The organism is Ruminococcus sp. AF17-12, from assembly GCF_003479245.1.
Taxonomy (GTDB): domain Bacteria; phylum Bacillota; class Clostridia; order Lachnospirales; family Lachnospiraceae; genus Blautia_A; species Blautia_A fusiformis.
This window is the reverse complement of sequence record NZ_QUGY01000010.1, coordinates 29,659-55,128: the sequence shown is the minus strand read 5'-3', so window position 1 is coordinate 55,128 and position 25,470 is coordinate 29,659. Positions and strand designations below refer to the sequence as shown.

At 39.7% G+C, this 25,470-nt stretch carries 26 protein-coding genes, 1 tRNA gene and 1 pseudogene; 23 read left to right on the top strand and 5 right to left on the bottom strand.

The window, feature by feature from the left end; all coding sequences use genetic code 11:
- Positions 1-2 precede the first annotated feature (2 nt).
- The 17 genes from DWW77_RS11875 to DWW77_RS11785 all read left to right on the top strand — a co-directional run bounded on the left by DWW77_RS11875 (position 3) and on the right by DWW77_RS11785 (position 13,460).
- Positions 3-524: a DUF4446 family protein gene (locus tag DWW77_RS11875; protein WP_015526535.1), complete on the top strand. Its 522-nt coding sequence runs from the start codon at positions 3-5 to the stop codon at positions 522-524.
- A 44-nt stretch (positions 525-568) separates the two neighbouring features.
- Positions 569-1,864 carry a serine--tRNA ligase gene (gene serS / locus DWW77_RS11870; protein ID WP_015526534.1) on the top strand — a complete coding sequence of 432 codons (1,296 nt, stop codon included), beginning with the start codon at positions 569-571 and terminating at the stop codon, positions 1,862-1,864.
- A 33-nt stretch (positions 1,865-1,897) separates the two neighbouring features.
- A complete protein-coding gene (locus tag DWW77_RS11865; protein ID WP_059086529.1) occupies positions 1,898-2,773 on the top strand; it encodes a DUF3881 family protein in 876 nt (291 codons plus the stop codon).
- A 374-nt stretch (positions 2,774-3,147) separates the two neighbouring features.
- Positions 3,148-3,221, top strand: a tRNA-Arg gene (locus DWW77_RS11860).
- Positions 3,222-3,643: 422 nt separating this feature from the next.
- Positions 3,644-4,513, top strand: coding sequence for a ParB/RepB/Spo0J family partition protein (locus tag DWW77_RS11850; RefSeq protein ID WP_195993176.1), 870 nt, complete (start codon positions 3,644-3,646; stop codon positions 4,511-4,513).
- Between the two features lie 14 nt (positions 4,514-4,527).
- Entirely contained in the window at positions 4,528-5,313 is a 786-nt protein-coding gene (locus DWW77_RS11845) for a ParA family protein (RefSeq protein ID WP_005334870.1), read from the top strand.
- The gene (locus DWW77_RS11840) at positions 5,303-6,205 is read left to right on the top strand and encodes a ParB/RepB/Spo0J family partition protein (RefSeq protein ID WP_005334867.1); all 903 of its coding nucleotides are present in this window, start codon (positions 5,303-5,305) and stop codon (positions 6,203-6,205) included. Before DWW77_RS11845 ends, DWW77_RS11840 begins: the two co-directional genes overlap by 11 nt.
- A 78-nt stretch (positions 6,206-6,283) precedes the next feature.
- Entirely contained in the window at positions 6,284-7,282 is a 999-nt protein-coding gene (locus DWW77_RS11835) for a DUF6017 domain-containing protein (RefSeq protein WP_005334866.1), read from the top strand.
- 9 nt (positions 7,283-7,291) lie between these two features.
- Positions 7,292-7,588, top strand: coding sequence for a hypothetical protein (locus DWW77_RS11830; protein WP_005334864.1), 297 nt, complete (start codon positions 7,292-7,294; stop codon positions 7,586-7,588).
- 13 nt (positions 7,589-7,601) lie between these two features.
- A complete protein-coding gene (locus DWW77_RS11825; RefSeq protein WP_330371202.1) occupies positions 7,602-8,000 on the top strand; it encodes a hypothetical protein in 399 nt (132 codons plus the stop codon).
- Positions 8,001-8,064: 64 nt separating this feature from the next.
- The gene (locus DWW77_RS11820; protein ID WP_006573504.1) at positions 8,065-8,484 is read left to right on the top strand and encodes a nuclear transport factor 2 family protein; all 420 of its coding nucleotides are present in this window, start codon (positions 8,065-8,067) and stop codon (positions 8,482-8,484) included.
- A gap of 116 nt (positions 8,485-8,600) precedes the next feature.
- On the top strand, positions 8,601-8,753 hold the full coding sequence (locus DWW77_RS11810; RefSeq protein WP_330371201.1) for a TnpV protein: 153 nt from the start codon (positions 8,601-8,603) through the stop codon (positions 8,751-8,753).
- Positions 8,754-8,929: 176 nt separating this feature from the next.
- A complete protein-coding gene (locus DWW77_RS11805) occupies positions 8,930-9,604 on the top strand; it encodes a response regulator transcription factor (protein WP_005334858.1) in 675 nt (224 codons plus the stop codon).
- Positions 9,592-10,773, top strand: a complete 1,182-nt coding sequence (locus DWW77_RS11800; protein WP_005334857.1) for a HAMP domain-containing sensor histidine kinase — start codon at positions 9,592-9,594, stop codon at positions 10,771-10,773. Before DWW77_RS11805 ends, DWW77_RS11800 begins: the two co-directional genes overlap by 13 nt.
- Before the next feature lie 82 nt (positions 10,774-10,855).
- Complete coding sequence (locus tag DWW77_RS11795; RefSeq protein WP_118085137.1) at positions 10,856-11,920, top strand: ABC transporter permease; 1,065 nt, start codon at positions 10,856-10,858, stop codon at positions 11,918-11,920.
- Positions 11,921-12,580 carry a hypothetical protein gene (locus DWW77_RS11790; protein WP_005334852.1) on the top strand — a complete coding sequence of 220 codons (660 nt, stop codon included), beginning with the start codon at positions 11,921-11,923 and terminating at the stop codon, positions 12,578-12,580.
- A gap of 4 nt (positions 12,581-12,584) precedes the next feature.
- On the top strand, positions 12,585-13,460 hold the full coding sequence (locus DWW77_RS11785; RefSeq protein ID WP_005334851.1) for an ABC transporter ATP-binding protein: 876 nt from the start codon (positions 12,585-12,587) through the stop codon (positions 13,458-13,460).
- A 73-nt stretch (positions 13,461-13,533) separates the two neighbouring features.
- Here DWW77_RS11785 and DWW77_RS18540 read toward each other — a convergent pair.
- Together DWW77_RS18540 and DWW77_RS18535 are read right to left on the bottom strand one after the other, a co-directional pair.
- Positions 13,534-13,590: pseudogene (locus DWW77_RS18540) on the bottom strand (hypothetical protein); the annotation flags it as partial.
- Entirely contained in the window at positions 13,587-13,826 is a 240-nt protein-coding gene (locus tag DWW77_RS18535; RefSeq protein WP_334285710.1) for a penicillin-binding transpeptidase domain-containing protein, read from the bottom strand. The pseudogene DWW77_RS18540 and the gene DWW77_RS18535, both read right to left, overlap by 4 nt.
- Positions 13,827-13,925: 99 nt before the next feature.
- Here DWW77_RS18535 and DWW77_RS11775 point away from each other — a divergent pair, with 99 nt between their 5' ends.
- Positions 13,926-14,135, top strand: coding sequence for a DUF6219 family protein (locus tag DWW77_RS11775; protein WP_005334849.1), 210 nt, complete (start codon positions 13,926-13,928; stop codon positions 14,133-14,135).
- 102 nt (positions 14,136-14,237) lie between these two features.
- Here the strand turns inward: DWW77_RS11775 and DWW77_RS11770 are convergent, their stop codons facing one another.
- The 3 genes from DWW77_RS11770 to DWW77_RS11760 form a co-directional block, all read right to left on the bottom strand.
- Positions 14,238-14,891 (bottom strand): CpXC domain-containing protein, encoded by a 654-nt coding sequence (locus tag DWW77_RS11770; RefSeq protein WP_118608759.1) that lies wholly within the window; start codon positions 14,889-14,891, stop codon positions 14,238-14,240.
- A 65-nt stretch (positions 14,892-14,956) separates the two neighbouring features.
- On the bottom strand, positions 14,957-15,472 hold the full coding sequence (locus DWW77_RS11765; RefSeq protein WP_225876977.1) for an ImmA/IrrE family metallo-endopeptidase: 516 nt from the start codon (positions 15,470-15,472) through the stop codon (positions 14,957-14,959).
- 91 nt (positions 15,473-15,563) lie between these two features.
- Positions 15,564-15,983: a helix-turn-helix domain-containing protein gene (locus DWW77_RS11760; protein ID WP_033126080.1), complete on the bottom strand. Its 420-nt coding sequence runs from the start codon at positions 15,981-15,983 to the stop codon at positions 15,564-15,566.
- Positions 15,984-16,284: 301 nt separating this feature from the next.
- Here DWW77_RS11760 and DWW77_RS11755 point away from each other — a divergent pair, with 301 nt between their 5' ends.
- The 5 genes from DWW77_RS11755 to DWW77_RS11735 all read left to right on the top strand — a co-directional run bounded on the left by DWW77_RS11755 (position 16,285) and on the right by DWW77_RS11735 (position 25,466).
- Complete coding sequence (locus DWW77_RS11755; RefSeq protein WP_502696231.1) at positions 16,285-17,559, top strand: Y-family DNA polymerase; 1,275 nt, start codon at positions 16,285-16,287, stop codon at positions 17,557-17,559.
- A gap of 77 nt (positions 17,560-17,636) precedes the next feature.
- Positions 17,637-17,990, top strand: coding sequence for a hypothetical protein (locus tag DWW77_RS11750; protein WP_096240143.1), 354 nt, complete (start codon positions 17,637-17,639; stop codon positions 17,988-17,990).
- A gap of 234 nt (positions 17,991-18,224) precedes the next feature.
- Positions 18,225-18,452 carry a hypothetical protein gene (locus DWW77_RS11745; RefSeq protein WP_118085139.1) on the top strand — a complete coding sequence of 76 codons (228 nt, stop codon included), beginning with the start codon at positions 18,225-18,227 and terminating at the stop codon, positions 18,450-18,452.
- 659 nt (positions 18,453-19,111) lie between these two features.
- Positions 19,112-19,732 carry a sigma-70 family RNA polymerase sigma factor gene (locus DWW77_RS11740; RefSeq protein WP_226820970.1) on the top strand — a complete coding sequence of 207 codons (621 nt, stop codon included), beginning with the start codon at positions 19,112-19,114 and terminating at the stop codon, positions 19,730-19,732.
- A gap of 472 nt (positions 19,733-20,204) precedes the next feature.
- Positions 20,205-25,466: a SpaA isopeptide-forming pilin-related protein gene (locus DWW77_RS11735; protein ID WP_118608783.1), complete on the top strand. Its 5,262-nt coding sequence runs from the start codon at positions 20,205-20,207 to the stop codon at positions 25,464-25,466.
- Positions 25,467-25,470 lie beyond the last annotated feature (4 nt).

Sequence of the window (25,470 nt, the reverse complement as noted above, 5' to 3'; positions counted from 1 at the left end):
GAATGAGCGGGATTTTTGAAAGCATGGGAATTGATTCCGGGATTGTGATCATTGTTTTGCTGATCCTTACCATCATTCTTCTGATCAATGTGGTGAGTAGCAATATGCGTCTCAGCCGTTTGGAACGGAAGTACAAGATGTTTATGAGAGGCGGAGATGCACAGTCACTGGAAAAAGTTTTTGTAAGAAAATTTGCACAGATCGACCGGCTGTATGAAGCAAAGGAAGATCATGATCATGACATCAGCTTTATCAAAAAAAATATGAATGTAATGTTCAGCAAATATGGCGTTGAAAAGTATGATGCATTTGATGATGTAGGTGGAAAACTCAGCTTTGCACTGGCGCTTCTTGATAAAAACAATACGGGTCTGATCTTGAATGCGGTTCACAGCCGCGATAACTGTTTCCTTTATTTAAAGGAGATCGTAAAAGGTGAGTCCTATGTTGTACTTAGTCAGGAAGAAGTGGAAGCTTTGAGAAAAGCAGTAAACTTTGGACTTGGTGAGATTGAGAAGGAATAAAAAACTGCAAAGAGTAAGAATATTTTTAATACAGGAGGAATATCATGTTAGACATTAAGTTTGTGAGAGAGAATCCGGAGGTTGTAAAGCAGAATATCCGCAATAAGTTCCAGGACAGCAAACTGGAGCTGGTTGACAAGGTTCTCGAACTTGATAAAGAAAACAGAGAGATCAAGCAGGAGGTTGAGGCTCTCCGTGCTGAGAGAAACAAGATCTCCAAACAGATCGGTGCTCTTATGGGCCAGGGAAAAAGAGAAGAGGCAGAAGAGGTTAAAAAACAGGTTGCTGCATCCGGAACTCGTATTGAGGAACTTTCTCAGAGAGAGAAAGAGGTTGAGGAAGAGCTTCTGAAAGATATGATGGTGATCCCGAACATCATCGATCCTTCTGTACCAATCGGTAAAGACGACAGCCAGAACGTAGAGATTGAGAAATTTGGTGAGCCGGTTGTTCCGGATTTTGAGGTTCCGTATCATACAGATATCATGGAGAATTTTGATGGAATCGATCTTGACAGCGCAAGACGTGTTGCCGGTAACGGATTCTATTATCTGATGGGTGATATCGCACGCCTTCATTCCGCAGTAATTTCCTATGCAAGAGATTTCATGATCAACCGGGGATTTACTTACTGCGTACCGCCTTTCATGATCAGAAGCAACGTTGTTACAGGCGTTATGAGCTTTGCGGAGATGGATGCTATGATGTACAAGATCGAAGGTGAGGATCTTTACCTGATCGGAACAAGTGAGCATTCCATGATCGGTAAATTCATTGACCAGATTATTCCGGAGGAAGAGCTTCCGAAGACACTTACAAGCTATTCTCCGTGCTTCCGTAAAGAGAAAGGTGCTCATGGACTTGAGGAGAGAGGTGTTTACCGTATCCATCAGTTCGAGAAACAGGAGATGATCGTTGTTTGCAAGCCAGAGGAGAGTAAGATGTGGTTCGACAAGCTGTGGCAGAATACAGTAGATCTGTTCCGTTCTCTTGATATTCCGGTTCGTACGCTTGAGTGCTGCTCCGGTGACCTTGCTGATCTTAAGGTAAAATCCCTCGATGTTGAAGCATGGTCTCCACGTCAGAAGAAATACTTTGAGGTAGGAAGCTGCTCCAACCTTGGAGATGCACAGGCACGTCGTTTGAAAATCCGTGTAAACGGCAAAGATGGCAAGAAATATCTTGCTCATACATTAAACAATACAGTAGTAGCACCTCCGAGAATGCTCATTGCTTTCCTGGAGAATAACCTGAATGCAGATGGATCTGTAAACATTCCAAAAGCTCTGCAGCCATATATGGGCGGTATGACAAAGATTGAGAAAAAGACACGCGCGTAAGAGAAACGCAGGCTTTTTCAGGGAGGTGTTCTTGTGCACAGTTATTTAAAGACCGTTGGTTTTTCACAGATTACCAGAAGAAGTGAAATAAAAGAGATCATTCGTGATGTGATCGCAAGCTACGATGAAAAGGTTTGCGTGGAAAATCATCCGGAAGGCGTATTTGTACAGTTTTCCAAGAATTATGGCTGTGACTGTGGAATCAGCGTTTGTGGTCAGTACGATGAGAACGGTGAGTTTCACGTGGAATATTATTTCCCATTTTTCAGGGGAACAGGAATCACATCCAGGGAAAAAGTGACTGTTGAACGTCATACAGATAAGGAATCTTATGCAGGAGCATGTGATGATTTGCGTATTGGCGTGACTATGATCTTTTATCTGCAGAATCTGGCAGAATATATGCAGGAGAAATACAAAGGCCTGAAAGACCCGGGGGACCGTCCGGTGACGGTTTCCGGTCTGGCTTCTGAGGGAAAGATCCTGTTTCCGCTGCAGAAGGATAAGGAAGCGGTAAAGGTGGAGAGAGAACTTTCCAAAAACAGGACTAATCTGATCGCAGCAGCGCGTAATGGTGATGAGGAAGCTATGGAGAGCCTTACAATGGAGGATATGGATACTTACTCCATGATTTCCCAGAGAATTGTTACAGATGATGTTCTCACGATCGTGGACTCTTATTTCATGCCTTATGGAATTGAATGTGATCAGTATAATGTTCTTGGTGAGATTCTGGATATCATGAAATTTAAGAATATCCTGACAGGTGAAGAAATCTGCCAGATGACTATAGAGAGCAATGATATACAGTTTGATATCTGCATCAACAGCAAAGATCTTCTCGGTGAACCGGCAGTTGGACGCCGCTTCAAAGGAACAATCTGGCTGCAGGGTCAGCTGCACTATTAAGTTTTCAAATTTAGAATTAATTCTTGTAATTTCAAAATAAATATAGTAAAATAATGGTTGTGAAACTTTTGGAAGTGTTCGAAATGTTTCACAACTATATATGTCCATATAGCTCAGCTGGATAGAGCACTCGCCTCCTAAGAGAAAGCCGAGGCATTCCCCAAAGGGAAAAAATGAAAAACAACTTTCAGTTCGAATCTATTCTGAAAAATGCTAATGGTGACAACAAAGCATTCCCCAAATTGGGGAACGTTCTAATGTTACCAAATCAAAAAAATCTGTAGATTGACAACTCGAAAAAGAGTTGATAATCTTATATATGGCCGAAGGGAAAAATCCTAGAAACCCAGTAAAATCAAGGGTTTGCGGCATGTGTCGTCATAGCTCAGCTGGATAGAGCACTCGCCTCCTAAGCGAGGGGTCGGAGGTTCAAATCCTCTTGGCGACGGGCTTCAAAGCGTTCGAAAATGTTAGCTGGATTAGCTGACAACGAACGCTTTTGTTATTTTCTAATCACGTTCGTGACATGATTTTCCATTCAAAATGATCAATTTCCAGCTAACGCAATCTGATTTTTGTTAGCTGACAGCTAATCAAAATTACCGGTTTGCAAACATGGGTTTTAGGAAGTTCAGCTAACATTTGGGTTCCGCTCTGTTGTCACCCCTTATTCGGGGATGTAAATCAGAGAAAAGGCGGGAAAAGAAACAATCTCTCCCAAACCTGCAAACATGAATTAGCTGAAACAGTATTCAATTCTATTAGCTACAGCTAATGGTCAAACAGCAATGTCTGTTTGGAACTTTACTATCTATAAAAGTTCCAGGCAGGCATTTTTTATTTCCTGAATCCTGGAGGAAAGGAGTCAAGATGACTGAACCAAACAGACAATCAGAAGAAAACGAAGAAAGAATCATAGAAATTGAGATTGAGCGTCTTCGACCGTTCAAAGAGCATCCGTTTCAGGTGAAGGATGATAAGGAAATGTTTCTTCTGCAGGAAAGCATTGAAAAGTATGGAATATTAAATCCGCTGATCGTCAGACCGGTACCGGATGGATACTATGAGATCATATCCGGCCACAGAAGAAAACATGCTGCGGAGAAACTGGGATACCGTAAAGTACCGGTAATCATCCGGGTATTAAGTGAAGATGATTCCATCTTGAGCATGGTAGATTCCAATCTTCACAGAGAACGGATCAGCTACAGTGAAAAAGCTTTTGCTTACAAACTGAAGAATGACGTATTAAAAAGAAAAAGTGGTCGAAAAAAGAGCCAAGTTGACCACAAAACACCAAGAAAGCGGGCAATAGAAATCATCAGTGAAGATTGTGGTGATAGCCCAAAACAAGTGCAGCGTTATATCTCACTGACAAAACTGATACCGGAAATGTTGCAGAAACTGGATGATGAGATCATTTCTTTTTGTCCGGCTGTAGAGATAGCTGCATTAAGTGAAAAAGAACAAAGAGAACTGCTTGTAGCAATGGAGTATGCACAGGCAATCCCATCACTCTCACAGGCCCAGAGGATCCGGCAACTGAGTAAAGAAAAACAGTTGTCACTGGAAAAGATGGAAGAGATCATGTGTGAAGTGAAAAAGGGTGAGATCACAAGAGTGGCATTCACAAACGAGCAGTTGCACAAGTATTTTCCAAATTCTTATACACCGGCAATGATGAAACGGGAAATACTGGCACTGTTGAAATTATGGAAAAAAGAATCATGGGATAGTTAAAGGAGGAAGAAATCATGTGTAAAGTTATATCCGTAGTAAACCAGAAAGGTGGCGTCGGAAAGACCACCACAACCGTAAATGTAGGCATTGGACTGGCAAGAGAAGGTAAGAAAGTGTTGCTGATCGACGCGGATCCACAGGGAAGTTTAACCGCAAGTCTTGGATATGAGGAACCGGATGATCTTCGCATCACACTGGCAACGATTATGATGGATGTCATTAACGAAGAAGAAATCTCTCTGGAAGATGGTATCTTACATCACCAGGAAAATGTAGATCTACTTCCGGCAAATATTGAGCTTTCTGCCCTGGAAGTAACGATGGGAAATGTTATGAGCAGAGAAATGATCATGAAGGAATATATCGATGCGATAAGAGGCCGATACGATTATATCCTGATCGACTGTATGCCAAGTCTTGGTATGATGACAATCAATGCACTGGTCTCTTCCGATTCCGTGCTGATACCTGTACAGGCCGCATATCTGCCGGTGAAAGGACTTCAGCAGCTGATCAAGACCATTCTTACAGTAAAGAAAAGGCTGAACCGGAAACTGGCGATTGAGGGCATTCTGTTGACTATGGTTGATTTCAGAACCAATTACGCAAGGGACATTGCATCGAGAGTACATACAACATACGGAAGCCAGATAGAAGTATTTGAAAATGTGATTCCGATGTCTGTAAAAGCAGCTGAGACCAGTGCAGAGGGAAAAAGCATCTACATGCACTGCCCGAAAGGAAAAGTTGCCGAAGCATATAAGAACTTAACACAGGAGGTTTTGAAAAATGAAAAATAGAAGTGGCGAAAAGATTAAACTGGCAAGCATTGATGAACTGCTTGGTGTGGTAAATGAAGAATCTGCAATGGAGATAGAGATTAGTAAGATCCATCCGTTTAAAAATCATCCGTTCAAGGTGCTGGATGATGAAAAGATGCAGGATCTGGTTGAAAGTGTAAGGATCAATGGAGTACTGACACCGGTACTGCTTCGAATGGATGATAATGAAGAATATGAAATGGTATCCGGTCACAGAAGAATGCATGCAGCACAGCTTGCAGGACTTACAACTATTCCGGCAATCGTAAGAGAATTATCGGATGATGATGCCATTGTGGCTATGGTGGATGCTAACATTCAGCGAGAGGAATTGTTGCCGAGTGAGAAAGCATTTGCTTATAAGATGAAACTAGAGGCAATGAAAAGACAGGGAGTTAGAACAGATTTAACTTTGTCTCAAAATGAGACGAAGTTGAGATCTGATGAAGTCTTGAGCAAGCAAGTTGGGGAAAGTAGAGCTCAGGTTCAAAGATTTGTACGATTAACAGAACTTATTCCGGAACTTCTTGATCTGGTAGATAACAAGAAGCTTCAGTTTACGGTTGCTGTCAATATCTCCTACATCGATAAGGAAGTACAGGGATGGATCTACGAATATATCAGCGACACCGGATTCATCAAACCAAAACAGATTGCAGCACTCAGAAATCAGCTGAATGATGGACCAATCAATCAGATTCAGATGTTATCGATTTTCAATAACTGTGTGATGGCAAAGAAAGTATCCCGGTCTCTTACTTTCTCAGAAAAGAAACTGACAAAGTATTTTCCGGATGATTATACAGCCAAAGATATGGAGCAGGTGATTGAATCATTATTAGAAAAGTGGATGCAGGAACAGTCCTGTTAAGGAGAGAAAAAGCTAAGAAAACAATGTCAAAGAAGTTTAAAAAGAGGACTTCTTAGCAGAAAATGAAAGGAGGAAATTATGGAGAAAAAAATGACATTTAATTATTTTTACGGTACCGAAGCTGATCAGTTCAGCTTCTACCGCATACCAAAAGCATTATTTACAGACAGCTATTTTAAAGATTTATCAAGCGATGCTAAAATTTTATATGGACTGATGTTGGATCGAATGTCTCTTTCCATCAAAAATCAGTGGTTTGACGACAAAAACAGAGCATATATCTACTTTTCCATCGAAGATATCATGGAATTACTGAACTGTGGCAGAAATAAAGCCATCAAATCCATGAGAGAGCTGGATGACGAAACAGGAATTGGTCTGATTGAGAAACGCAGGCAGGGATTTGGAAAGGTGAATGTTATCTACGTAAAAACCTTTATGCCTGAGAAAACAGATGAGAAAAAATTTGGAGAGGAATTAGAGAAGTTTAAAAAACAAACTTCTGTGGAAAATGAAGAGCCTGCAGAAGTTTACAATTTAAACTTCATGAAGTCCCAAAATCAAACTTCTAGAAGTCCCGAAAACAAACTTCAAGAAGTTTACATTTCAAACCCTAATAATACTAATCTTAGTTATACTGAAATGAATGATAATAAATCTAATCCTATCATATCTGTGGATGAGAAAAGATTTGATAGCGATAACCGCTCTGAGGATTATCAGGCTTATGAAAACCTTGTCAAAGAGACCATTGATTATGAATCACTGGAAGTAACCCATCATGACGATATGCGACAGGTAGATGAAATCGTGAACCTGATCGTAGAAACTGTGATGTGTAAAAATGACAAGATATTGATTGCCAGCAACTGGTATCCGGCATCACTGGTGAAGAAAAAATTTCTGATGCTGACCTATTCACATATCGAGTATGTCTTACACTGTATGCGTGGTAACACCACCAAAGTGAAGAACATCAAGAAATATTTATTAGCATCCCTGTTTAATGCACCGTCTACGATGAACGGGTATTATCAGGCAGAGGTGAACCATGATATGCCAGGACTGGTAAGATAGGAGGTGCACATGTTTATTTTAAAACTTGCTGGGAAAATATTATTACTGCCGGTATGGCTGATCCTTTTTGTGATCGGACTGGCAGTAAAGATGACAGTACAGACTTATGCGGTTGTCAGAGGGATCCTTGGGTTTATATTCACTTTGTTGATTATAGCGACTGCATACTGTTACCATGACTGGGTACAGGTTGCATTTCTGTTTTCGCTGAGTGTAATTCTGTATCTGATCCTTTTTGCAGGAGTGTTCGTAGATACTGTACTGGACATGACAAGAGAACGCATTATTGATTTTATTATATCGTGAGGAGGATATGAAAATGAGCGAAAACAATGATTATATTCAGTTACCACCACTTAAAAAAGACACACCGTCCGATGTGGTAGCATTTATGTGGGAGTACATAAAAGTACCGGAGGATTCAAGAGAAAAAGTTAAGAATCTGCTTAAAGATGCAAATGAAAATGGCGTAAAATTAAGTCATCAGGCACCAACACTGTATGATGTTGTCCCAAAAGAAGAAATTACTGAATTTGAAGAGCTTATGCGCAAAACCATAGCTGACATTGTATCAGAAGCCAGTAGCATTGCCTGTTGGGTGTATGTGCAGAAATATGTGAAACAGAAAACTCTTGACGAAATGCTACAAGAATTGCCAGGAGCAGGCCAGTTTATCATTGTCATGGATACCTGGTTCGAAAGACTGATGGCGGAATAATGGATGCTATGATAGAATAAAGAAAACGATTTGAAGTGCAAATCGGAAGTTGTGGAGGTGCTTTATGAACGAGAGAGAAAAAATTATCCGATTATGGTTTGATATGTGGATTAAGAAAGCAGATTTAGGAATTGACAATATTTTTACAGATGATGTTGTATATACTGAGAGTTGGAGTCCTAAATATGAAAACCGCAAAACGGTAAAGCACTGGTTTGACGAATGGAATACACGTGGAAGTGTTCTTGTCTGGGAGATTAAGCAATTTTTTCATCAAGGCAATCAAACAATCGTGGAGTGGTATTTTAAAAACAAAATGAATAATGGAAATGTTGAAGAATTTGACGGAATATCTTTAATTGTATGGACACAGGATAACAAAATAAAATCATTAAAAGAGTTTGGTTGCAATCTTCATAATTACAATCCATATCGAGATAGTGATATTCCCGTATTTCGAGAAGAAAAAGCAAATTGGTTTTGAGAGGACTATAAATTCAAGTTTACAGAACTGAATCAAAAGAGTTCGAAGGAGCTCTTTTTCCTTTTTTATAATAGTATCTGGGACTGTTGTTCCGTTGATAAGATTTTCAAGTTGTTGTGCGACTTCGGCTTGTTTGTTTGGATACAGACGACTATAAGTATTTAAGGTTTGAAAGAATTGTAGAGCAGATGAAACAGGCACAGGGGATCACGGAACAGTTAAAGGCAGAAAATCAGATGGAATGGGTAGCGAGAATGAACAATATGTAATCGTGTGCAAGGGAGATTGTGGATACAGAGATGGTTTATCAATAATGGAAATAAAATGAAGGAGAAAAGGCGGCAGTTTAGAAAGGCTGTTGCCTTTTAGGAATTGTTGTTTATTTGTTGTTTTTTATAAGATATACTATAAAGAAAAGATAGCATTATAGCCAGAGGTGGAATTTATGAACTATAAAATTTTAATGGTTGATGATGATAGAGAATTGCTAAAAATGTTGAATCAATACTTTACATTGAAGAATTATACAGTGATTATTGCAGAAAATGGCATAGAAGCAATGGAAAAGATAAGTGTAAATCCCGATATTATTTTATTGGATGTAAATATGCCGGGAATGGACGGAATTGAAGTGTGCAGAAGAATCAGAGATATGGTTTCCTGTCCGATTATTTTTTTGACTGCAAAAGTAGAAGAACAGGATCGAGTAATGGGATTGTTGTCTGGTGGCGATGATTATGTTTTAAAACCATTCAGTTTGAAAGAATTAGATGCCAGAATTATTGCCCATTTGAAACGTGAGGAACGTTTACATAGAAAAACAGAACAACGGTTTTATGGGGAATTAGTAATTGACTATGCCAGTAAATGCGTACATATTAAAGGAAATGCTTTAGGGCTTACTAAATTAGAATATGAGATTATAGAACTTTTATCCATGAACCCTGAAATGGTGTTTGATAAGGAACGTATTTATGAAAAGATTAGTGGATACGATGCAGAAGGAGATAGCCGAGTGGTGACAGAGTTAATTCGTAGAATTCGTAAAAAAATCAATCAATATACGGAGCATGAATATATTGAAACGATATGGGGGATGGGATATAAATGGACAAAATAAGAAATCTTTCGTTGAGAAAAACTATAGTTTTGTATATGATTGTTAGTTTGATAGTTAGTTTTTATCTTTCAGCATTGATTATGCGAATGGCAGCCACTATACAAGATGACATTTGGTGGAAATATGTAGATCAAGAAAAGTATTTTGAAATGGCAGAAGGTGAAGGTAGAAAGTATTTGACAGATGTTCCGAGACCGAATTCTTATGAAATGAAAAAATTTGATTATCATGTATCAGAGATATGCGATTTCCTTCAGACGTTTACAGTACTTATCGTGTCTGTGGTAGGCAATATCATAGCAGTGTTTCTTTTTTATAAGCATAAATTGAAAAATCCCATTGAAGAATTAGAACTGGCATCACAACAAGTTGGTCGAAATAATTTGGATTTTCATATTACCTATGAAAATAAAGATGAAATGGGAAGATTGTGCAGAGAATTTGAACGGATGAAGGAGCAGCTTGCAGAAAATAACCATCAATTATGGAAAATGATTGAGGAAGAAAAGGCTTTGCGAACAGCGATTGCACATGATATACGTTCTCCACTATCTGTGCTGGAGGGGTATCAGGAAATGCTTTCAGAATATCTCCCTAAGAAAGAGATAAATATGGAGCAAGCCCTAGATATGGTAAATGAAAGCAAAAAACAGATTGAACGTATGGATATATTTGTGGAAACAATGCGAAAGATGAGCAGTTTAGATGCAAGGGAGTTGGTGGCAGAAAAAATTACAAGTAAGCAGTTAGAAACAGACATACGTGCAGAGATGAATGTGTTTGAGAAAAAATTTGGAAAGCAATACGATTTAGAATGTTCGGAAACAGCAGAAAAATTTTCGGGAGATAAGGAAGTGATTTTAGAGGTTATAGAAAATCTTTTGTCAAATGCCTTTCGTTATGCCAAAACAAAAGTGGAAATGGAAGTTCTCCTTACTTATTCTGAATTACAAATCAGAGTAAAGGATGATGGAGTGGGATTTACAGTAGACAAACAAAAGGCAACAGAGCTTTTTTATCAGCAAAATGTGAAAGATAGTTTGAAACATTCAGGAATGGGTATGTATATCAGCAGATTGTATTGTGAAAAGCATGGCGGACAGTTACTTATAGAAAACGAAAAACAGAGTGGAGCTGTAATAACAGCAGTATTTCATCGGATTGCATAAGCAGTCCGATTTTTTTATGCTGTTGTCTTTTTATTGTGATTTATATTTTATGATGTCTATAACAAGGAAAGGAGGCAAACGTATGATTGCTATTTTTAAAAGAGAGATTAAGAATTATCTAAAGCGACCGTTATTTTGGGTAGGTATTCTGCTTGTGATTTATGGTGTGTTTAATACGACAAGTCCATATTTAACCACACATTATTTAGGGCAAGGCGAGAAAATTATCAATGATTATCCTGATACAGTTCGCTTAGGAGATGTTTATGAAGGATATATTCCTGCGAATCCTGAAAAACATCGAGAAATATGGAGTGGACAGATAAAACAAGCACTAATTGATGAATTAGAAATGTCTGATTTAGAGGCACAATCCGTAATGAGCAAACTTGTTGATATGGAGTTAGAAGAAGCATTCGTATATCTGGAGGAAAAATATGATTGGTATAGTGCAAGATATATGTACGAAGATAGTGCCTATTACAAAGGAACGCCAGAAGAAATCAACACATATCTGAACGAAAAAATGAAAAATAAGGCGTTTTCTTTTTATTACTCAAGAAAATTTGCTGATTTTGCAGGGTTGTTTATGTGTTTTTTTGCAACAATTATGTTAGCGGTTCTGTTTTTACAGGATACGAAAAAGCATACTTATGAATTGCTTCACACGAAACCGATCACTGCCGGAAAGTATGTATTTGGAAAAGTAAGCGCAGGATTTGCAATTTGTTTGATTGCTCTGACTATTATAAATCTATTATTTTGGGCATTGTGTGTTATTTATACAAAAGACAGTGGGTTTGAAGTGCGGTTCTGGGATTTTATAGTTTCTACTGTACTTTATATACTTCCCAATATGCTGATGATTGTAAGTGTATATACATTGATTTCACTCATATTTAAAAATCCACTTCCGGGAGTGCCGCTTCTGATTCTTTACATGGTATATTCCAATATGGGCGGAAGAAATGCGGAAGGAGTTTATGGATATTGGGGAAGACCTTTTGCGATTATGGTTCGATTCCCTGATCAGCTTTTCGATACGACACCGCCACCAATGGCATTTTTAAATCAGAGTCTACTTATTTTAGCATCTGTAGTGATTATTCTGATTTCAATACAGATTTGGAAGAGGAGGCGGATGTAAATGAAGAAGGAAATGAAGATTGTTCTGCCGTTTTATAAGATTGCTTATGCAGTATCTTTTGTTGTGATTTTAAGCTTGATACGTGGGGTTGTATTCACAAATGAAATAGGACTTTCCATTGAGGCACCTTTTGCTATATTGACTGCTGTTTTTTGTGCGGACACTTATGTGCAGGAAATTACAAGCAAGAGATCAGAAATCCATAGGCTGTATCCAATAAGAAAGAGAATTTGCTCCATCATGCAGCGAATAATGATACAGGAAGTTTTTTTATTACTGCTTGCTGTTTTAGGTTACGGATTGTTTTTTGTGTTTCAAAAACCGGTCACACATCCGGCAACAGAAAGTGAAATACTTCAGTTTATTGCCTATTTTTTAGCGATTGTAGTAACCATTTTCTTTTGGGGAATATTGGTCAATACATTGTCTATGCTTTTTCGCAATATGTGGATGGGGATTGGAAGCTGTCTTCTGATATGGGTAGCAACAAATTCCACGGGAGGAGATAAACTTTTTGGGGCATGGAATCTGTTTTCCTATGCTTTCAGAGATATAGAAAATACTGCTGATGTTACATGGCTGCAAGGGAAAGCTTTGTGTATTGGTATTGGATTGATTTTATTGGTAGTATTGCCGAAAATAGTTAGAAAGAGAGGGTAAGTTTATGAGTATTCATATTGAGGATTTAACAGTAAGATTTAAAAATGGTGTGACAGCAATCAATCATGCGAATTTAAATATACCGAATGGAATTTTTGGATTATTGGGAGAAAATGGAGCAGGAAAGACAACTTTGATGAGGGTTTTAACTACTGTACTTAAACCTACAAGTGGAACGGTCACATTGGACAGGATTTTATATAGTGAAGGAAACTATGAAAAAATCCAGAGAAAAATAGGGTATCTGCCACAGGAAATTGATCTTTACCCGAATTTGACAGTTCAGGAGTGTTTAGAGTATATGGGGGATTTGGCAGGTGTTCCAAAAGCGGAGTGCAAGAAACGAATAGAATATTATTTGAAAAAGACCAGTCTTGCAGAACACCGGAAAAAGAAAATGAAACAGTTGTCAGGCGGGATGAAACGACGGGTAGGATTAGTGCAGGCGCTTTTAAATGAACCGGAATTTTTGATTGTGGATGAGCCGACTACCGGTTTAGATCCAGAGGAACGTATTCGCATCCGCAATTTGTTAGTAGATTTTTCTGAAAACAGAACGGTTTTGTTTTCAACTCATGTGGTGGAAGATTTGGCTGCTACCTGTAACCAACTTGCAATTATGCACAAAGGTAGTTTCTTATATGCGGGTTCTATGAAGAATTTGACAGAAGAAGCACAGGGGAAAATCTGGATTTGCAAAGTACCTGATGAGAGAAAAGCAAGAGAAGTGGAACAGAAGTATCGTATTACATCAAAACAGTATGTTGAGGGGGGATTGCAGTTAAGAGTGATTTCTGAAATACAGCCAGAATTGGAGTGTATGTCAATTCCTGCAACGTTGGAAGATGCTTATATTTATGTGACGAATCAATACGAGTAGATAAAGCACCATCTGATGCTTTACTACCAGTTGCACGTTGTTCGCTTTGAATATTTGTGGAGAAAAAGTATGTATTATTTTGACTTTCTATAAAACCTATAAACCAGCCATTTATATCCTGCCCGTTCACTCGTCCGGTTCCGGTTTTTCCATAAATTCTCCATTTTCAGAGGCGGTAAGATGGATGGAATTTTTGACGGCATGAATATTAGCAGGAGTAAAGTTGAAGTTGTTTCGATATAAATTTTTCAAAAGTTCAACTTGTTCTACTGGTGAAATCTTTAAGGATGACTGCATCCAGTAGGAAGAGAAATCTCCGGATATATTTTCATTGCCATATCCTATTTGCTGAAGGTATGAATTTATAGTGGAAGCTCCGAGCTGCTTGTCGATTGATTCAAAATACCAGTTTGTATATATATTTTAAAAGGTATATGATTAAGAAAAACGGCAGGAGGTATCTGAATGAAAGCACATAAATATTGGTCTATCAGTGCACTGATTACAATGCTTGGAACTTTTTATACAGGTTATAAGGGATCAAAAGAAGGCCATAAGTACTTTGCAGCAAGTACTTTGCTTTGCATGATTATGGCTATTTATACAGGACACAAGATGATTTCTGGTAAAAGTAGGAAGAAAAAAGAAGTTTCAGTAGAGAGTGTTGAAGATTAAAAAACAAAATATTTTAATAAATAACGCCGGTGCGGGATTTTTGATATCCAGTACTGGCGTTATTTATTCTACAGGGGCTTGGGGGTGTAGCCACCAAATATACTATTCGTTTTCTGCTTCAGCAAGTTTGTTAAGAATCCACTCCCGATTGATAACAATATCCTCATCATCTCGGAGATCTTTGAAATCAGTGCAGTGTGAAGAAGCAAATTCATACATATCGTCAATGTCAACTGCACCAGTGGTCTCACCCTTATTAATGATTACAAGAATATTTGTTCCGTCATCGTCGACAGCAAAGCGCAGTTCATCAAATTCTTCATCAGGATTATTTTCGAGAAGAGAATCTGTCGCAAGTAATTTAACAAGTTCCATTATCCTGTCATCTTTACCTGCATCAAAAATCTGTATCTTTTCAACGAGCTGATTTGGTGACGTTACGATTCGGGATAAATATTTTTCAGTACGAAAATCAAACAAAGCATTTTCACCATAAAACATTTCATATGTCTTTTTTACTTCTGATTCAGAAACCAGATAAATCATGATAAGATCTTCCATCTGGTGATAGAGTGTAGGATAGTTTAAACGAAAGGTCTCTCCACAGCTCGGGCAAGTATAAAGGAAAATAGATTTATTAAGTACCTTCTCTTTCATTTCAGGATCCAGTGCAGTATTAATACTGTCCCAGAGCTCAAAATCCCCCTCATGATGGCAGGAAGGACAAGTTACTTTTTCAATATGATGTCTTGACATAAATGTTCCTCCTTTCAGTGAGATAAATCTATAGTTTTCTTATTGTAGAATGCGCTTATCCTTTATTATTTTGCCAGGAAATTACTCTGAATCTCCATCGGCATATGATAAGCCTGGCCTCGTTTTGTCAGGCTGTATAGTTTAAAGCTCATGAGTTCCGGAGTTGCATTCAGAGAACTGCAGAGTCCGAAGTAATCCAGGTCTTCGTTCTGAACCATATCTTCGATCTCCTCATCATCAATCAGAAGATCGGCAGCAAACAGATTGGCCTGGTATTCTGTATTATCCGTCATATTGTAGAGTGTATCATCTTGCATCGGAGCCATTTTCAGCTGGGAACGATGCAGGATGATATGCCCTAATTCATGGGCGGCAACGATCATCTTTTCTTCTTCTGAAAGGAAACTGCTGATCATGACATAGATCGTCTTGCAGCTCATAAAACAATATCCTTTCAGTGTCTTATATCTGGAAGTTTCCCCGACAACAATGTTCATCTGATCCATGATCTCAAATGGATCTCGGGTTCCATATTTCTTGATTAATTTCTTTGTTTCTGTATATATGTAAGTGTTTCTCAAATAAATCACCTCAAAAGTAAAAAATAAAAGGGCAGAAATATCCTTGTAACTATAAGGTAACAGATTAGGTGTACAATAATCCCGCCTTCTATTATTTTTCCTCTTGGTTTTTCAGATATTTTTTCGGTGTAAATTTCTTTGCACGTCTTTTGGAATCCAGATAAAGGCTCTGGATCTCATCCATAAAAGCTATTTTATCTTCGTCGGTCAGTGATCCACCGGCAAACATAGCTGCAGCCTGTTCCAGAATCTGCTGAGCCTGTCTGGCACCACGGTTACCAAACTGTTCGGATGCTTCTGTGATAAAAGCTTCATTCTCACTCATGAGATAAGAAACGTCACACTGTAATGCATCTGCCAGTTTCTGATACAGAACATTTTGTTTTGGAAAACGTCCTTCTACTTCCCAGGATCGAATGGTCCTATATGAAACACCAACCATACTGGCCAGTTCCTGCTGACTCATCTTTTTTTCTTTTCTTAATGATCTTACTTTTTCACCGAATGTCATAAACATACCTCTTTCTAAGCCTTGTCTTATAAGTTTCATTAGCCGCTTCAAGGCAAAACGGGAAATGTGTCTCCTAAAAAATAAAAATTAATCTTGACAAAGGGAAATATCTCTCCTATAATGTGAATCACAGATAAGGGAAACATCTTTCCTATAAGATACACAATATTTCCTCTTTTGTCAATGAATATGTGAAATGAATTTCCTGTATTTTGAAGAAAACAGGAAAGATAGACAATCATTGATAGTTAAAATGGGATACATGTTACAAAAAGAGGAAAGACGTATGGGAGGTGGCAATGTGAGTCAAGATCAGACTTCTATTATCTGTATTGATCTGAAGTCCTTTTATGCTTCTGTAGAATGCGTAGAGCGTGGACTGGATCCATTTAAAGCAAACCTGGTGGTTGCAGATCCGACCAGATCAAAGTCAACAATCTGTCTGGCAATCACTCCGGCCATGAAGGCGCTTGGCATCAAGAACCGGTGCCGGATCCATGAGATACCGGATTGTGTGAAGTACATTACAGCCATGCCGAGGATGCAGCTGTACATGGATTATTCCGCAAAGATCTATGGAATCTATCTGCGGTATGTCTCAAAAGAAGATATTCATGTGTACAGTGTCGATGAATGTTTTATTGATGTGACAAACTATCTGCAGCTTTATCATCTCACTGCAAAAGAAATGGCGGTAAAGCTTATGCAGGCAGTCATGGAGGAAACTGGCATCACTGCAACTGCAGGTGTGGGAACCAATCTGTATCTTGCTAAGATCGCAATGGATATCGTAGCAAAGCATGTGGATGACCACATTGGAATCCTGGATGAATTCTCTTACAGAGAGAAGCTATGGGATCATAAACCATTAAGTGACTTCTGGAGGATTGGATCCCGGACTGAAAAAAAACTGGCCGGTTATGGAATCCATACGATGGGCGATATTGCAATGGCTTCTTTAAGATCCGAAGACTGGCTGTATAAGATGTTTGGGATTGATGCAGAGCTGTTGATCGATCATGCATGGGGCTATGAAACATGCCGGATGAGTGACATCAAGAACTATCATTCGGAGGAACACAGCCTTTCAAATGGTCAGGTGCTGATGCGAAATTATTCTTTTGACGAAGCACTTGTGATCGTAAGGGAAATGACAGATAATCTGGTCCTGGATCTGTTTGAAAAAGGACTGGTAACAAGCTCTCTCACCTTATGGATCGCATATGACCACAGGTATGAGCATGAGGCATCCAAAGGAACAGTAAAACTCGAAAGAGGAAGTAATAGTTCAAAAAAAATCATAGATGCAGTGGCAGATTTATATCTCAGGATTGCAGACAGATATACCGGAATCCGAAGAATCGAGGTGTGTGCGAACAGGGTTGCTCCTGAAAGTTATGTGCAGTACAGCCTGTTTGATGATCCCAAACAGACCGATAAGGAACGGCATTTACAGGAAGCAGTATTGAATGTAAAGCAGCGTTATGGAAAGAATGCGATCATGCGTGGATCCAATCTGCTGGAGTGTTCCACCTATAGAGAACGCAATGAACAGATTGGTGGTCACCGTGCTTAGAGGAGGTGCAAAAAGTGCTAGCAAGTGCATATCAACCGTATTTATATTTACCAAGACCGGTTTCCAGGAGGCATCCCATGGATGTAGGACGCAGGGCAAAACAGTTTGCTCCATTTGCGGCACTTCGTGGACTGGATGAAACGATCCGGCAACAGGAAATCATTTACGAACCAAAAAGAGATTTATCTGAGGAAAAGAAAAATGAGCTGGATATGAAATTAAGAATCCTGGCATATGGAATGAAGATACAGGCAACTTATTTTCAAAAATCCTGGAAGGATCCATTAATTGGTCAGTACCATACATTATCTGGAACCGTAGAATTTTTTGATCCATCAGTCCACTTACGGATTGATGATACCGAGATTCAGATCCAGGACATCTGTGATCTGACTGGTGATGTATTTGAAACTATTGAAATATCATGTTAATTAATCACAGCGGAATTTTTTATACCGGAAAGAGTGAGTGGTAGCTGGTGAAAGGATAAAAAAGGATGCACAGATCGACAAAGCAGATCTGATCAGAATAGAAATCGTGCTGTTCGTGCAGCTTTGGCACTTACGGAATGGATGGCATGATGCTCATAAGGCGGATTTGATTTCCCTTTGGTCCGTTGAGTAATAAATGGAGAAATATCTTATTGCTTAAAGGAGGAAGCCTATATGGGATCAGGTGCTATTAAATGGCATGTACACTGCTCTGTATGTGGAGCATTTATTGAAAAGAGCGCACAAAGCGATTCAGAAGTGGAGTGCAAAAAATGTCGCAGTACATTGGAGATATTTGTAAAGGATGATATTGTGTCGGTTCGTCCGATCCACATCCGAAATGAACAATTAAAGTCCAGGATGCGGACGTATTCCCGAAAGATGATGAATCAGGGATCATAACAGAATAGAATGAGCTGTCTGTAGTAAGCGTTGGATTTGGCAGGAACCATCAAGAACGCACCAGACAGCAAGAGTTTGTCAAGGAGCTGAACCTGACTGGAATCACTAAGAGCCCGGCAAAACATTTACGGATACACTGCAAGATCAGAAGTATTTTCTGGTTTTGGAGATTGTTGAAGTATTTGTTTTGTCGGGTTTTTTTGACGTATTTCGAAAAATTTTTAAATTTTTTTGTCGTACCCCACTGTAAAACAGGCTCTCAGCGTTTCGTTATATAGAGGTTGAATTCTTTTTTGCAAAAATAATTGTAAATAGAGATTTTGATAACATGACGCAAAGGAGGAAGCAAAGATGACTGAAATCGAATACCAGGAATTTGTAAGGCATTGTCCTTACGATGCTATGGGCGATTATTCCCTGTTTCGCAAAGAGCAAACAGAGAATAAATCAGAAGATGCACATAGCAACTGAATAAGCCAGGCAATCTGGCAAACTTAATCTAAACGCAGATACATGCGTTACAAAGGAGTCACGGACTCCCGTTCAAAAAAAACGGGTGAGTTCGTGATCTCTTGTGCTGCAGTTCTTTATGTCTGTGCAGGAATTTTATAAAAGATGGAATGGACCACCCGGAGCCGAAAGGCAGAAAGGTGGTCTTTATGTTGACATTAAAAGAACTGAAAAAAATCGTGAAAGTTGCTGATGTGGAGAAGAGAATCCCAAGCGTGAAATCCTTGAAGGAACACAAAGTTGTAGTAAAGGAAATGATCAATGCAGATACAACAATCTCTGTTTATGATCACGGATATGTACTTTATACAGCAGGAAATCAATCAACCGTATTTCCACTTCATAGTTGTGATGACTATGAATATGTGAGTGTAACTGGTGATAACAAGGAATTCAATAAAGAGTTCTTTGATAATGAAAACTGGTATATCCGTCTGCTGATGGAGGCTGAAGACCGTATGGCATACAGCCAGAGCAAAATCAGCACCAATCATGGTGTATTTTCTAACAGCGATGTTACAGATGATGCGGAGATTATGAGAGGATCTTCAAAAGATTTTGTTGACGATGTTATCGACAGAGAAATTCTGAACGCTTTGATCAAAGAGTTAACAGAGAGACAAAAGACGGTACTCAATCTGGTTTATTTCGAGGAAATGCGTCAGCAGGATGTTGCAGATTATCTGGGAATCAAACAGCAGAGTGTAAATGACCTCCTGAACAGGGCATTAAAAACGATGAAAAAAAAGGCGGAAAACGAAGAATTTTAAAAAAATTTCAAAAAAATTGAATCAGACCACTGTAAAACAGGCTCTCAGCGTTTCGTTATATGAAGGGTTTGCATAGAACACCTTCATGTACCTTGAAAAATGAATAGCCTGCCCGGAGTGATATTCGGTTTGAACATGCATAGAGCGAAAAGCTGCGTGTCTGCCAGAAGAAAACGTATCAGAGATGGAAACTGATATAGGAACGGATTCGGGAAAGAAAACAGGAAAACGCTTAAATCTTAAATCAAAATAAAATGTCTGAATCTGAAAAGAGGATGACAGTAGAAATCATGTGGCGGTATTTGTGATAAACAGGTACCGCCATATATTTGTGCTGTTATCTCAGCTTGTGCTGACTGTCCCAAATAGCGCAAATTTCAGGAAAGGAGGCGATCATCTTCGTATAAAAGATAATACGCAGACACGAACAGATAATCATATACAAAAAATCAGAAAGGAAGGATTTAAGAGAATGAACGTGAAAAAGAAAGCACGCAGGGTGATGTCCGGTTTATTGACTGCAGTAACGGTTCTATCGACGGTACTCTCTCCCGCAGTTGCCTATGCTTCTGATGATGCCGGATCTGTAAAAAAGATTCCGTATTATGAGGAGATCAAGGATCAGCTGGATGAAGATGAAGTGGTAACTGCAAAGGATTATGAGATCAAGGTTGGAGACAATTTCGATGTAAAGAGTGATTATACCGGTCTTACGATCCAGGATGACAGCAAAGTAAAAGTTACATTTCAGGAAGCAAAAGATACGGACGGGAATGACTTTTCTACCGATTATGCCAATTCCTATAAGGCAGTCTATTATGTAGAACCACAGACAACGGATCACCCAACCTACCAGATCAATCGAAAGATCGTAGTAAAAGAAGCGGATCAGCAGAAAGATTCGCAGTCAGAAAGTTCTTCTGATCAGGATGCTGGTTCTTCCGATGAGACAGAAACAGAGGATTCTGAGGCTGGCTCGTCTACAGAGGAAACTGGTGATGCTAAAACGGAGAGCAAAACAGAACTGACAGAAAAAGAATTTGATGCAGAGATCGAAGCAACGGAGAATCAGGAGACCGTTGATCCGGAAACAGGGATCACACTCTCAGAGGTTATGCAGGAAGCTGTTGACCAGGAAGTTGCTCTTGCAGATCTTGAAGCAGGTGAAAGTATTACTTTCGATATGCCAATGATGCTTGCTTCTGGTGAGACAGGAACAAAATCAGTCACTGTTACAGCGGGTTCCTGGTACTATTATGCAGACTATGGATTAGGTTCGTATCTGACTTGTCCATATTATGTGAAATGGGGAAGCATCAATGCGACAGCATACTGTGTTGAACCATCCAAAAAAGGACCGGGAAATGGAACTTATACGATCCAGAAACTTGCCGATGGAAAGACACTTGCAAAGGTCTGCTATTACGGAACAAAAGCAAGTGATGAGAATGGTTTCTTTGATGAGAAACATCCGGATTTCCCGGCAGGAAAGAGATTCATTATTACTCATATCGCAGCGGCATATGCAAATGGATCCAGTGACTGGGCATCCGGAACCAATGCAACAGGAAAGAACCTGGCAATGGAACTTTATAATTATTGTGTAAATATGCCGGACATTCCGTCTGTAGATATGAGCTTTTCCGAATCTAATGTAAAGGCTTATGTGGAAGGAAACAGCCAGCGAACAAGCGTGATCACATTCAAAGCAGATAAACTGCAGACAATCACATTTAAGTTGCCAAACGGTGTAAAGCTTGTAAATGTGACAACCGGTAAAACCAGTGCTGCAGGAGCAAGTGTAGAAATCAGTGGAGGTACACAGTTTTATCTGACAGCACCACTTGATCAGGCAGAGAGCGTCAGTGCTACATTTTCTTCTCGGATGAAGGGAAGCATTGATAAAGAATACTCTGCTTACAAGATTGTAACAGGATCTGGAACACAGGACCTGGCTCTTGTTTTCGGTGAAGGTGTCGGAAATGAGAAATATGTGGATTTTAAAGTAACCTGGACAAAAGAATGCAAGGTATCCATTGTAAAGAAAGACCAGGATACAGGAAATGCACTGGCTGGTGCAGTGTACGGGATCTATTCCGATGCTGCATGTACAAAGCTGATCGCAGAGATGCCTGCAACTGATCAGAATGGTGCTTCACAGCTCACAATGGAAAAGACACAGGAAGTTGTTTATCTGAAAGAAATCTCTGTTCCAACAGGGTATCAGATCGATACAAAGTCTTATAATGTGACTCTTGCTATCGGAAAGACAACAACCAAAAATGCAACGGATAAGCGAACAAATGCAAAGCTCAACATTGCAAAACAGGATGCTGAGAGAGGCAATGAAGCCCAGGGAGATGCAACACTGGAAGGTGCGGTATATGGCCTTTATGCAAGAGAAGACATTGTTCATCCGGATGGAAGAACCGGAACAATCCATAAGAAAGACAGCCTGATCACATCCCTGACAACGGATAAGAATGGCGAAGCTTCTGTATCGGATCTCTATCTTGGAAAGTATTATCTGAAAGAGCTTAGTGCTCCAGTGGGATATGTACTGGATCCGACAGAACATGATGTGGACTGTACTTACGAAGGTGCTACTGTTCCGACAGTAGAAAGAACTTCTGTATGTAAAGAAACCGTCATCAAGCAGCCGTTCCAGATCATCAAGGCAGCAAACAACGGAAAGACCGATGCAGATCTTCTGCAGGGAGTTGGTTTTTCAGCATGGCTTGTCAGTGATCTGAAAGTAAAAGCAGATGGAAGTTATGATTTTGATTCAGCCAGACCAGTTGTACTGACTGCAGATGGTCAGACAGAAATGTTTACCGATGAAAAAGGATATGCAAGATCGATTCCGCTTCCATATGGAACTTATGTGGTAAGAGAAACCACAAGCAAACACAACTATGCACCGGTCGATGATTTTGTAGTGAAGATCACAGAGAATCATCCGGATACACCGCAGACATGGCGAGTGCTGCTGGATAAAGAATTCAAAGCAAAATTAAAGATCATCAAAAAGGATGCAGAAACACAGAAATCTGTACTCCTGGCTAATACTGAGTTCAAGGTATACGACCTGGATAATCAGAAATATGTGGAACAGACAACATCCTATCCGAAGCCAACGGTACACAAATCCTATTTCACAAATGAGGAAGGATACCTGGTACTGCCAAAGAATCTGAAACCTGGTAACTACAGGATTGAGGAAGTGACGGCACCTGATGGGTACACAATATCCAAAAACTATGTGACAGTTGCCGTTGATACAGATACTGCTTATCTGACAGATCCTGTCACAGGAGATGCAGTCATTGATGTGGAATATACCAATGCCCCGGTCAAAGGTCAGTTAAAGATCTATAAACAGGGTGAAGTGTTAAAGGGATTTGAGAAGGATTTCCAGTATGAAATGGCTGGCCTTGCAGGTGCAGAATTTGAAGTCTATGCGGCAGAGGATATCTATACTGCCGATCATCAGGTAGATGCAGATGGACAGAGAACTCTGTATTTTGCAAAGGATGCACTGGTAGCAACCGTCACAACCAATGCAGATGGTTATGCAACCGTAAAGAATCTTCCGCTTGGTAGATACTATGTCAAAGAGAAGAATGCACCGGACACTTATGTGTTAAATACTGTGTCGGAAAATGTCGAATTTGCTTATGCGGATCAGGATACTGCAGTGATCGAGAAAGAAATCTCTGTCACAGATGAACGACAGAAAGTATCGATTACTGTCGAAAAACAGGATGTCGAGACAGGCAATACAGTAGCCGGAGCAGTATTCGGTATTTATAACGCAAAAGACATCCAGACAAAAGATGGAAACGTGATCGTCAAAGCAGATACTCTTTTACAGGAAATGACTTCTGATGAAAAAGGTCAGGCAGCTTGTACGCTGGATCTACCACTTGGAAGCTATTATGTAAAAGAACTGAAAGCACCGGACGGATTTGTATTATCTGAGGAAGTATTGAGATTTGATGCTTCTTATCAGGGTCAGGAAGTACAGACAGTGAAACTGAAATCTGCAGTGAAGAACCAGCCGACAACTGTTGAGATCACAAAATCAGATGCAACAACCGGTGTAGAACTGGATGGAGCTTATCTGAAAGTAACGGATAAAGATGGAAATGTAGTAGATAGCTGGACATCTTCCAAAGATGCACCGCATGTGATCAAATATCTGAAAGTGGGTGAGACTTATACCCTACATGAAGAGTTTGCACCGCATGGTTATCTGGTAGCCAATAATGTGACATTCACAGTCAAAGATACCGGAGAAGTTCAGAAAGTGGAAATGAAGGACGAGGTACCGGTTGGTGAACTCATCATCAACAAAAAGGGAGAATTCCTGGATTCTGTTACACTGGCCGATAAGGTCAAAGGTGTGGTGGAACACATTTTCAACTATGTAACCGGAAAACTGACAGATGTTACGTTTGAAGTCTATGCTGAGGAAGACATTAAGGCTGCCGATGGCGTCAGTGACGATTACTATAAAAAGGATGAACTGATTGCAACGATCAAGACAGATGAAACCGGTATTGCAAAACTGGAAAATCTTCCACTTGGTAAATACTATGTGAAAGAAACAGGAACTGCTTACGGTCATGTACTGGATGGTGAGATCCGTCATGTAGATCTGACTTACGTGGATCAGAATACACCAGTTGTAGTCTATGACAAAGACTGGCAGAACAACCGCCAGAGAGTAGAAGTCACTGTACTTAAGAAAGAAAAAGATTCTGACCGTACATTGGAAGGCGCTATCTTTGGATTATTTGCCAAAGAAGACATTAAGTCTGAGACAACAGGTAAAGTCCTGATCGAAGCCGATGAGATCATTGAACTGAAATCTACGGATGAAGAAGGAAAGATCACATTTGTTGCAGATCTTCCAATAGGAGCAACTTACTATGTAAAAGAGCTCTATGCACCGGACGGATTCGTAACCAACGATGAAGTAAAGGAATTTACCTTTGAGTATGCAGGTGAGGATCAGCCGACAGTCACTTATGATTTTACCTTTGATAATCAGCCAACCGTCGTTGAATTTACCAAATCCAGTCTGACAACCGGAAAAGAACTTCCAGGATGTAAGCTGAAAGTGGTAGATGCTGATGGAAATATCGTGGATGAATGGACTTCCGGTAAAGAAGCACATGTGATCCGTGAGCTGACTGTCGGAAAAGAATACACACTGGTTGAAACAAAACCTGCTGATGGTTACGTGACAGCTGAAAGCGTGAAGTTCACGATCAAAGATACTGCCGATGTGCAGAAAGTTGAGATGAAGGATGATGTAACGAAGGTGAAAATCTCCAAACAGGATATCGCCGGAAAAGAACTTCCGGGAGCGAAACTCACAATCCTTGATCAGGATGGAAAAGTTGTGGAAAGCTGGACCAGTACAGAGAAAGCACATTACATCGAAATGCTTCCGATCGGAAAATACACTCTCCGTGAAGAAACAGCACCGGATGGCTATCTGGTTGCAAAAGATGTGGGATTCGAAGTAAAGGATACCAGTGAAGTACAGCATGTAACCATGGTAGATGAGGAAAAACCGGCAGAAAAGACACCGGAAGGTGGAAAACCTGTCAGTGATTCACCAAAGACTGGGGATAACACCAATCTGTGGCTGTGGTTTATGCTTCTCGGCATTGGTGCGACTGGTACAGGAGCCCTTGCATTTATGAGAAAAAAGAAACACTAATTAA

Bases quoted from the DNA above. Each gene is read 5' to 3' on its own strand.
- DWW77_RS11745 (WP_118085139.1), top strand. From the start codon at position 18,225: ATGGGATCAGGTGCTATTAAATGGCATGTACACTGCTCTGTATGTGGA.
- DWW77_RS11820 (WP_006573504.1), top strand. From the start codon at position 8,065: ATGAACGAGAGAGAAAAAATTATCCGATTATGGTTTGATATGTGGATT.
- serS (WP_015526534.1), top strand. From the start codon at position 569: ATGTTAGACATTAAGTTTGTGAGAGAGAATCCGGAGGTTGTAAAGCAG.
- DWW77_RS11750 (WP_096240143.1), top strand. From the start codon at position 17,637: ATGGATGTAGGACGCAGGGCAAAACAGTTTGCTCCATTTGCGGCACTT.
- DWW77_RS11770 (WP_118608759.1), bottom strand. From the start codon at position 14,891: ATGTCAAGACATCATATTGAAAAAGTAACTTGTCCTTCCTGCCATCAT.
- DWW77_RS11825 (WP_330371202.1), top strand. From the start codon at position 7,602: ATGAGCGAAAACAATGATTATATTCAGTTACCACCACTTAAAAAAGAC.
- DWW77_RS11875 (WP_015526535.1), top strand. From the start codon at position 3: ATGAGCGGGATTTTTGAAAGCATGGGAATTGATTCCGGGATTGTGATC.
- DWW77_RS11735 (WP_118608783.1), top strand. From the start codon at position 20,205: ATGAACGTGAAAAAGAAAGCACGCAGGGTGATGTCCGGTTTATTGACT.
- DWW77_RS11840 (WP_005334867.1), top strand. From the start codon at position 5,303: ATGAAAAATAGAAGTGGCGAAAAGATTAAACTGGCAAGCATTGATGAA.
- DWW77_RS11785 (WP_005334851.1), top strand. From the start codon at position 12,585: ATGAGTATTCATATTGAGGATTTAACAGTAAGATTTAAAAATGGTGTG.
- DWW77_RS11850 (WP_195993176.1), top strand. From the start codon at position 3,644: ATGACTGAACCAAACAGACAATCAGAAGAAAACGAAGAAAGAATCATA.
- DWW77_RS11835 (WP_005334866.1), top strand. From the start codon at position 6,284: ATGGAGAAAAAAATGACATTTAATTATTTTTACGGTACCGAAGCTGAT.
- DWW77_RS11805 (WP_005334858.1), top strand. From the start codon at position 8,930: ATGAACTATAAAATTTTAATGGTTGATGATGATAGAGAATTGCTAAAA.
- DWW77_RS11800 (WP_005334857.1), top strand. From the start codon at position 9,592: ATGGACAAAATAAGAAATCTTTCGTTGAGAAAAACTATAGTTTTGTAT.
- DWW77_RS11845 (WP_005334870.1), top strand. From the start codon at position 4,528: ATGTGTAAAGTTATATCCGTAGTAAACCAGAAAGGTGGCGTCGGAAAG.
- DWW77_RS11760 (WP_033126080.1), bottom strand. From the start codon at position 15,983: ATGACATTCGGTGAAAAAGTAAGATCATTAAGAAAAGAAAAAAAGATG.
- DWW77_RS11740 (WP_226820970.1), top strand. From the start codon at position 19,112: ATGTTGACATTAAAAGAACTGAAAAAAATCGTGAAAGTTGCTGATGTG.
- DWW77_RS11775 (WP_005334849.1), top strand. From the start codon at position 13,926: ATGAAAGCACATAAATATTGGTCTATCAGTGCACTGATTACAATGCTT.
- DWW77_RS11830 (WP_005334864.1), top strand. From the start codon at position 7,292: ATGTTTATTTTAAAACTTGCTGGGAAAATATTATTACTGCCGGTATGG.
- DWW77_RS11795 (WP_118085137.1), top strand. From the start codon at position 10,856: ATGATTGCTATTTTTAAAAGAGAGATTAAGAATTATCTAAAGCGACCG.
- DWW77_RS11790 (WP_005334852.1), top strand. From the start codon at position 11,921: ATGAAGAAGGAAATGAAGATTGTTCTGCCGTTTTATAAGATTGCTTAT.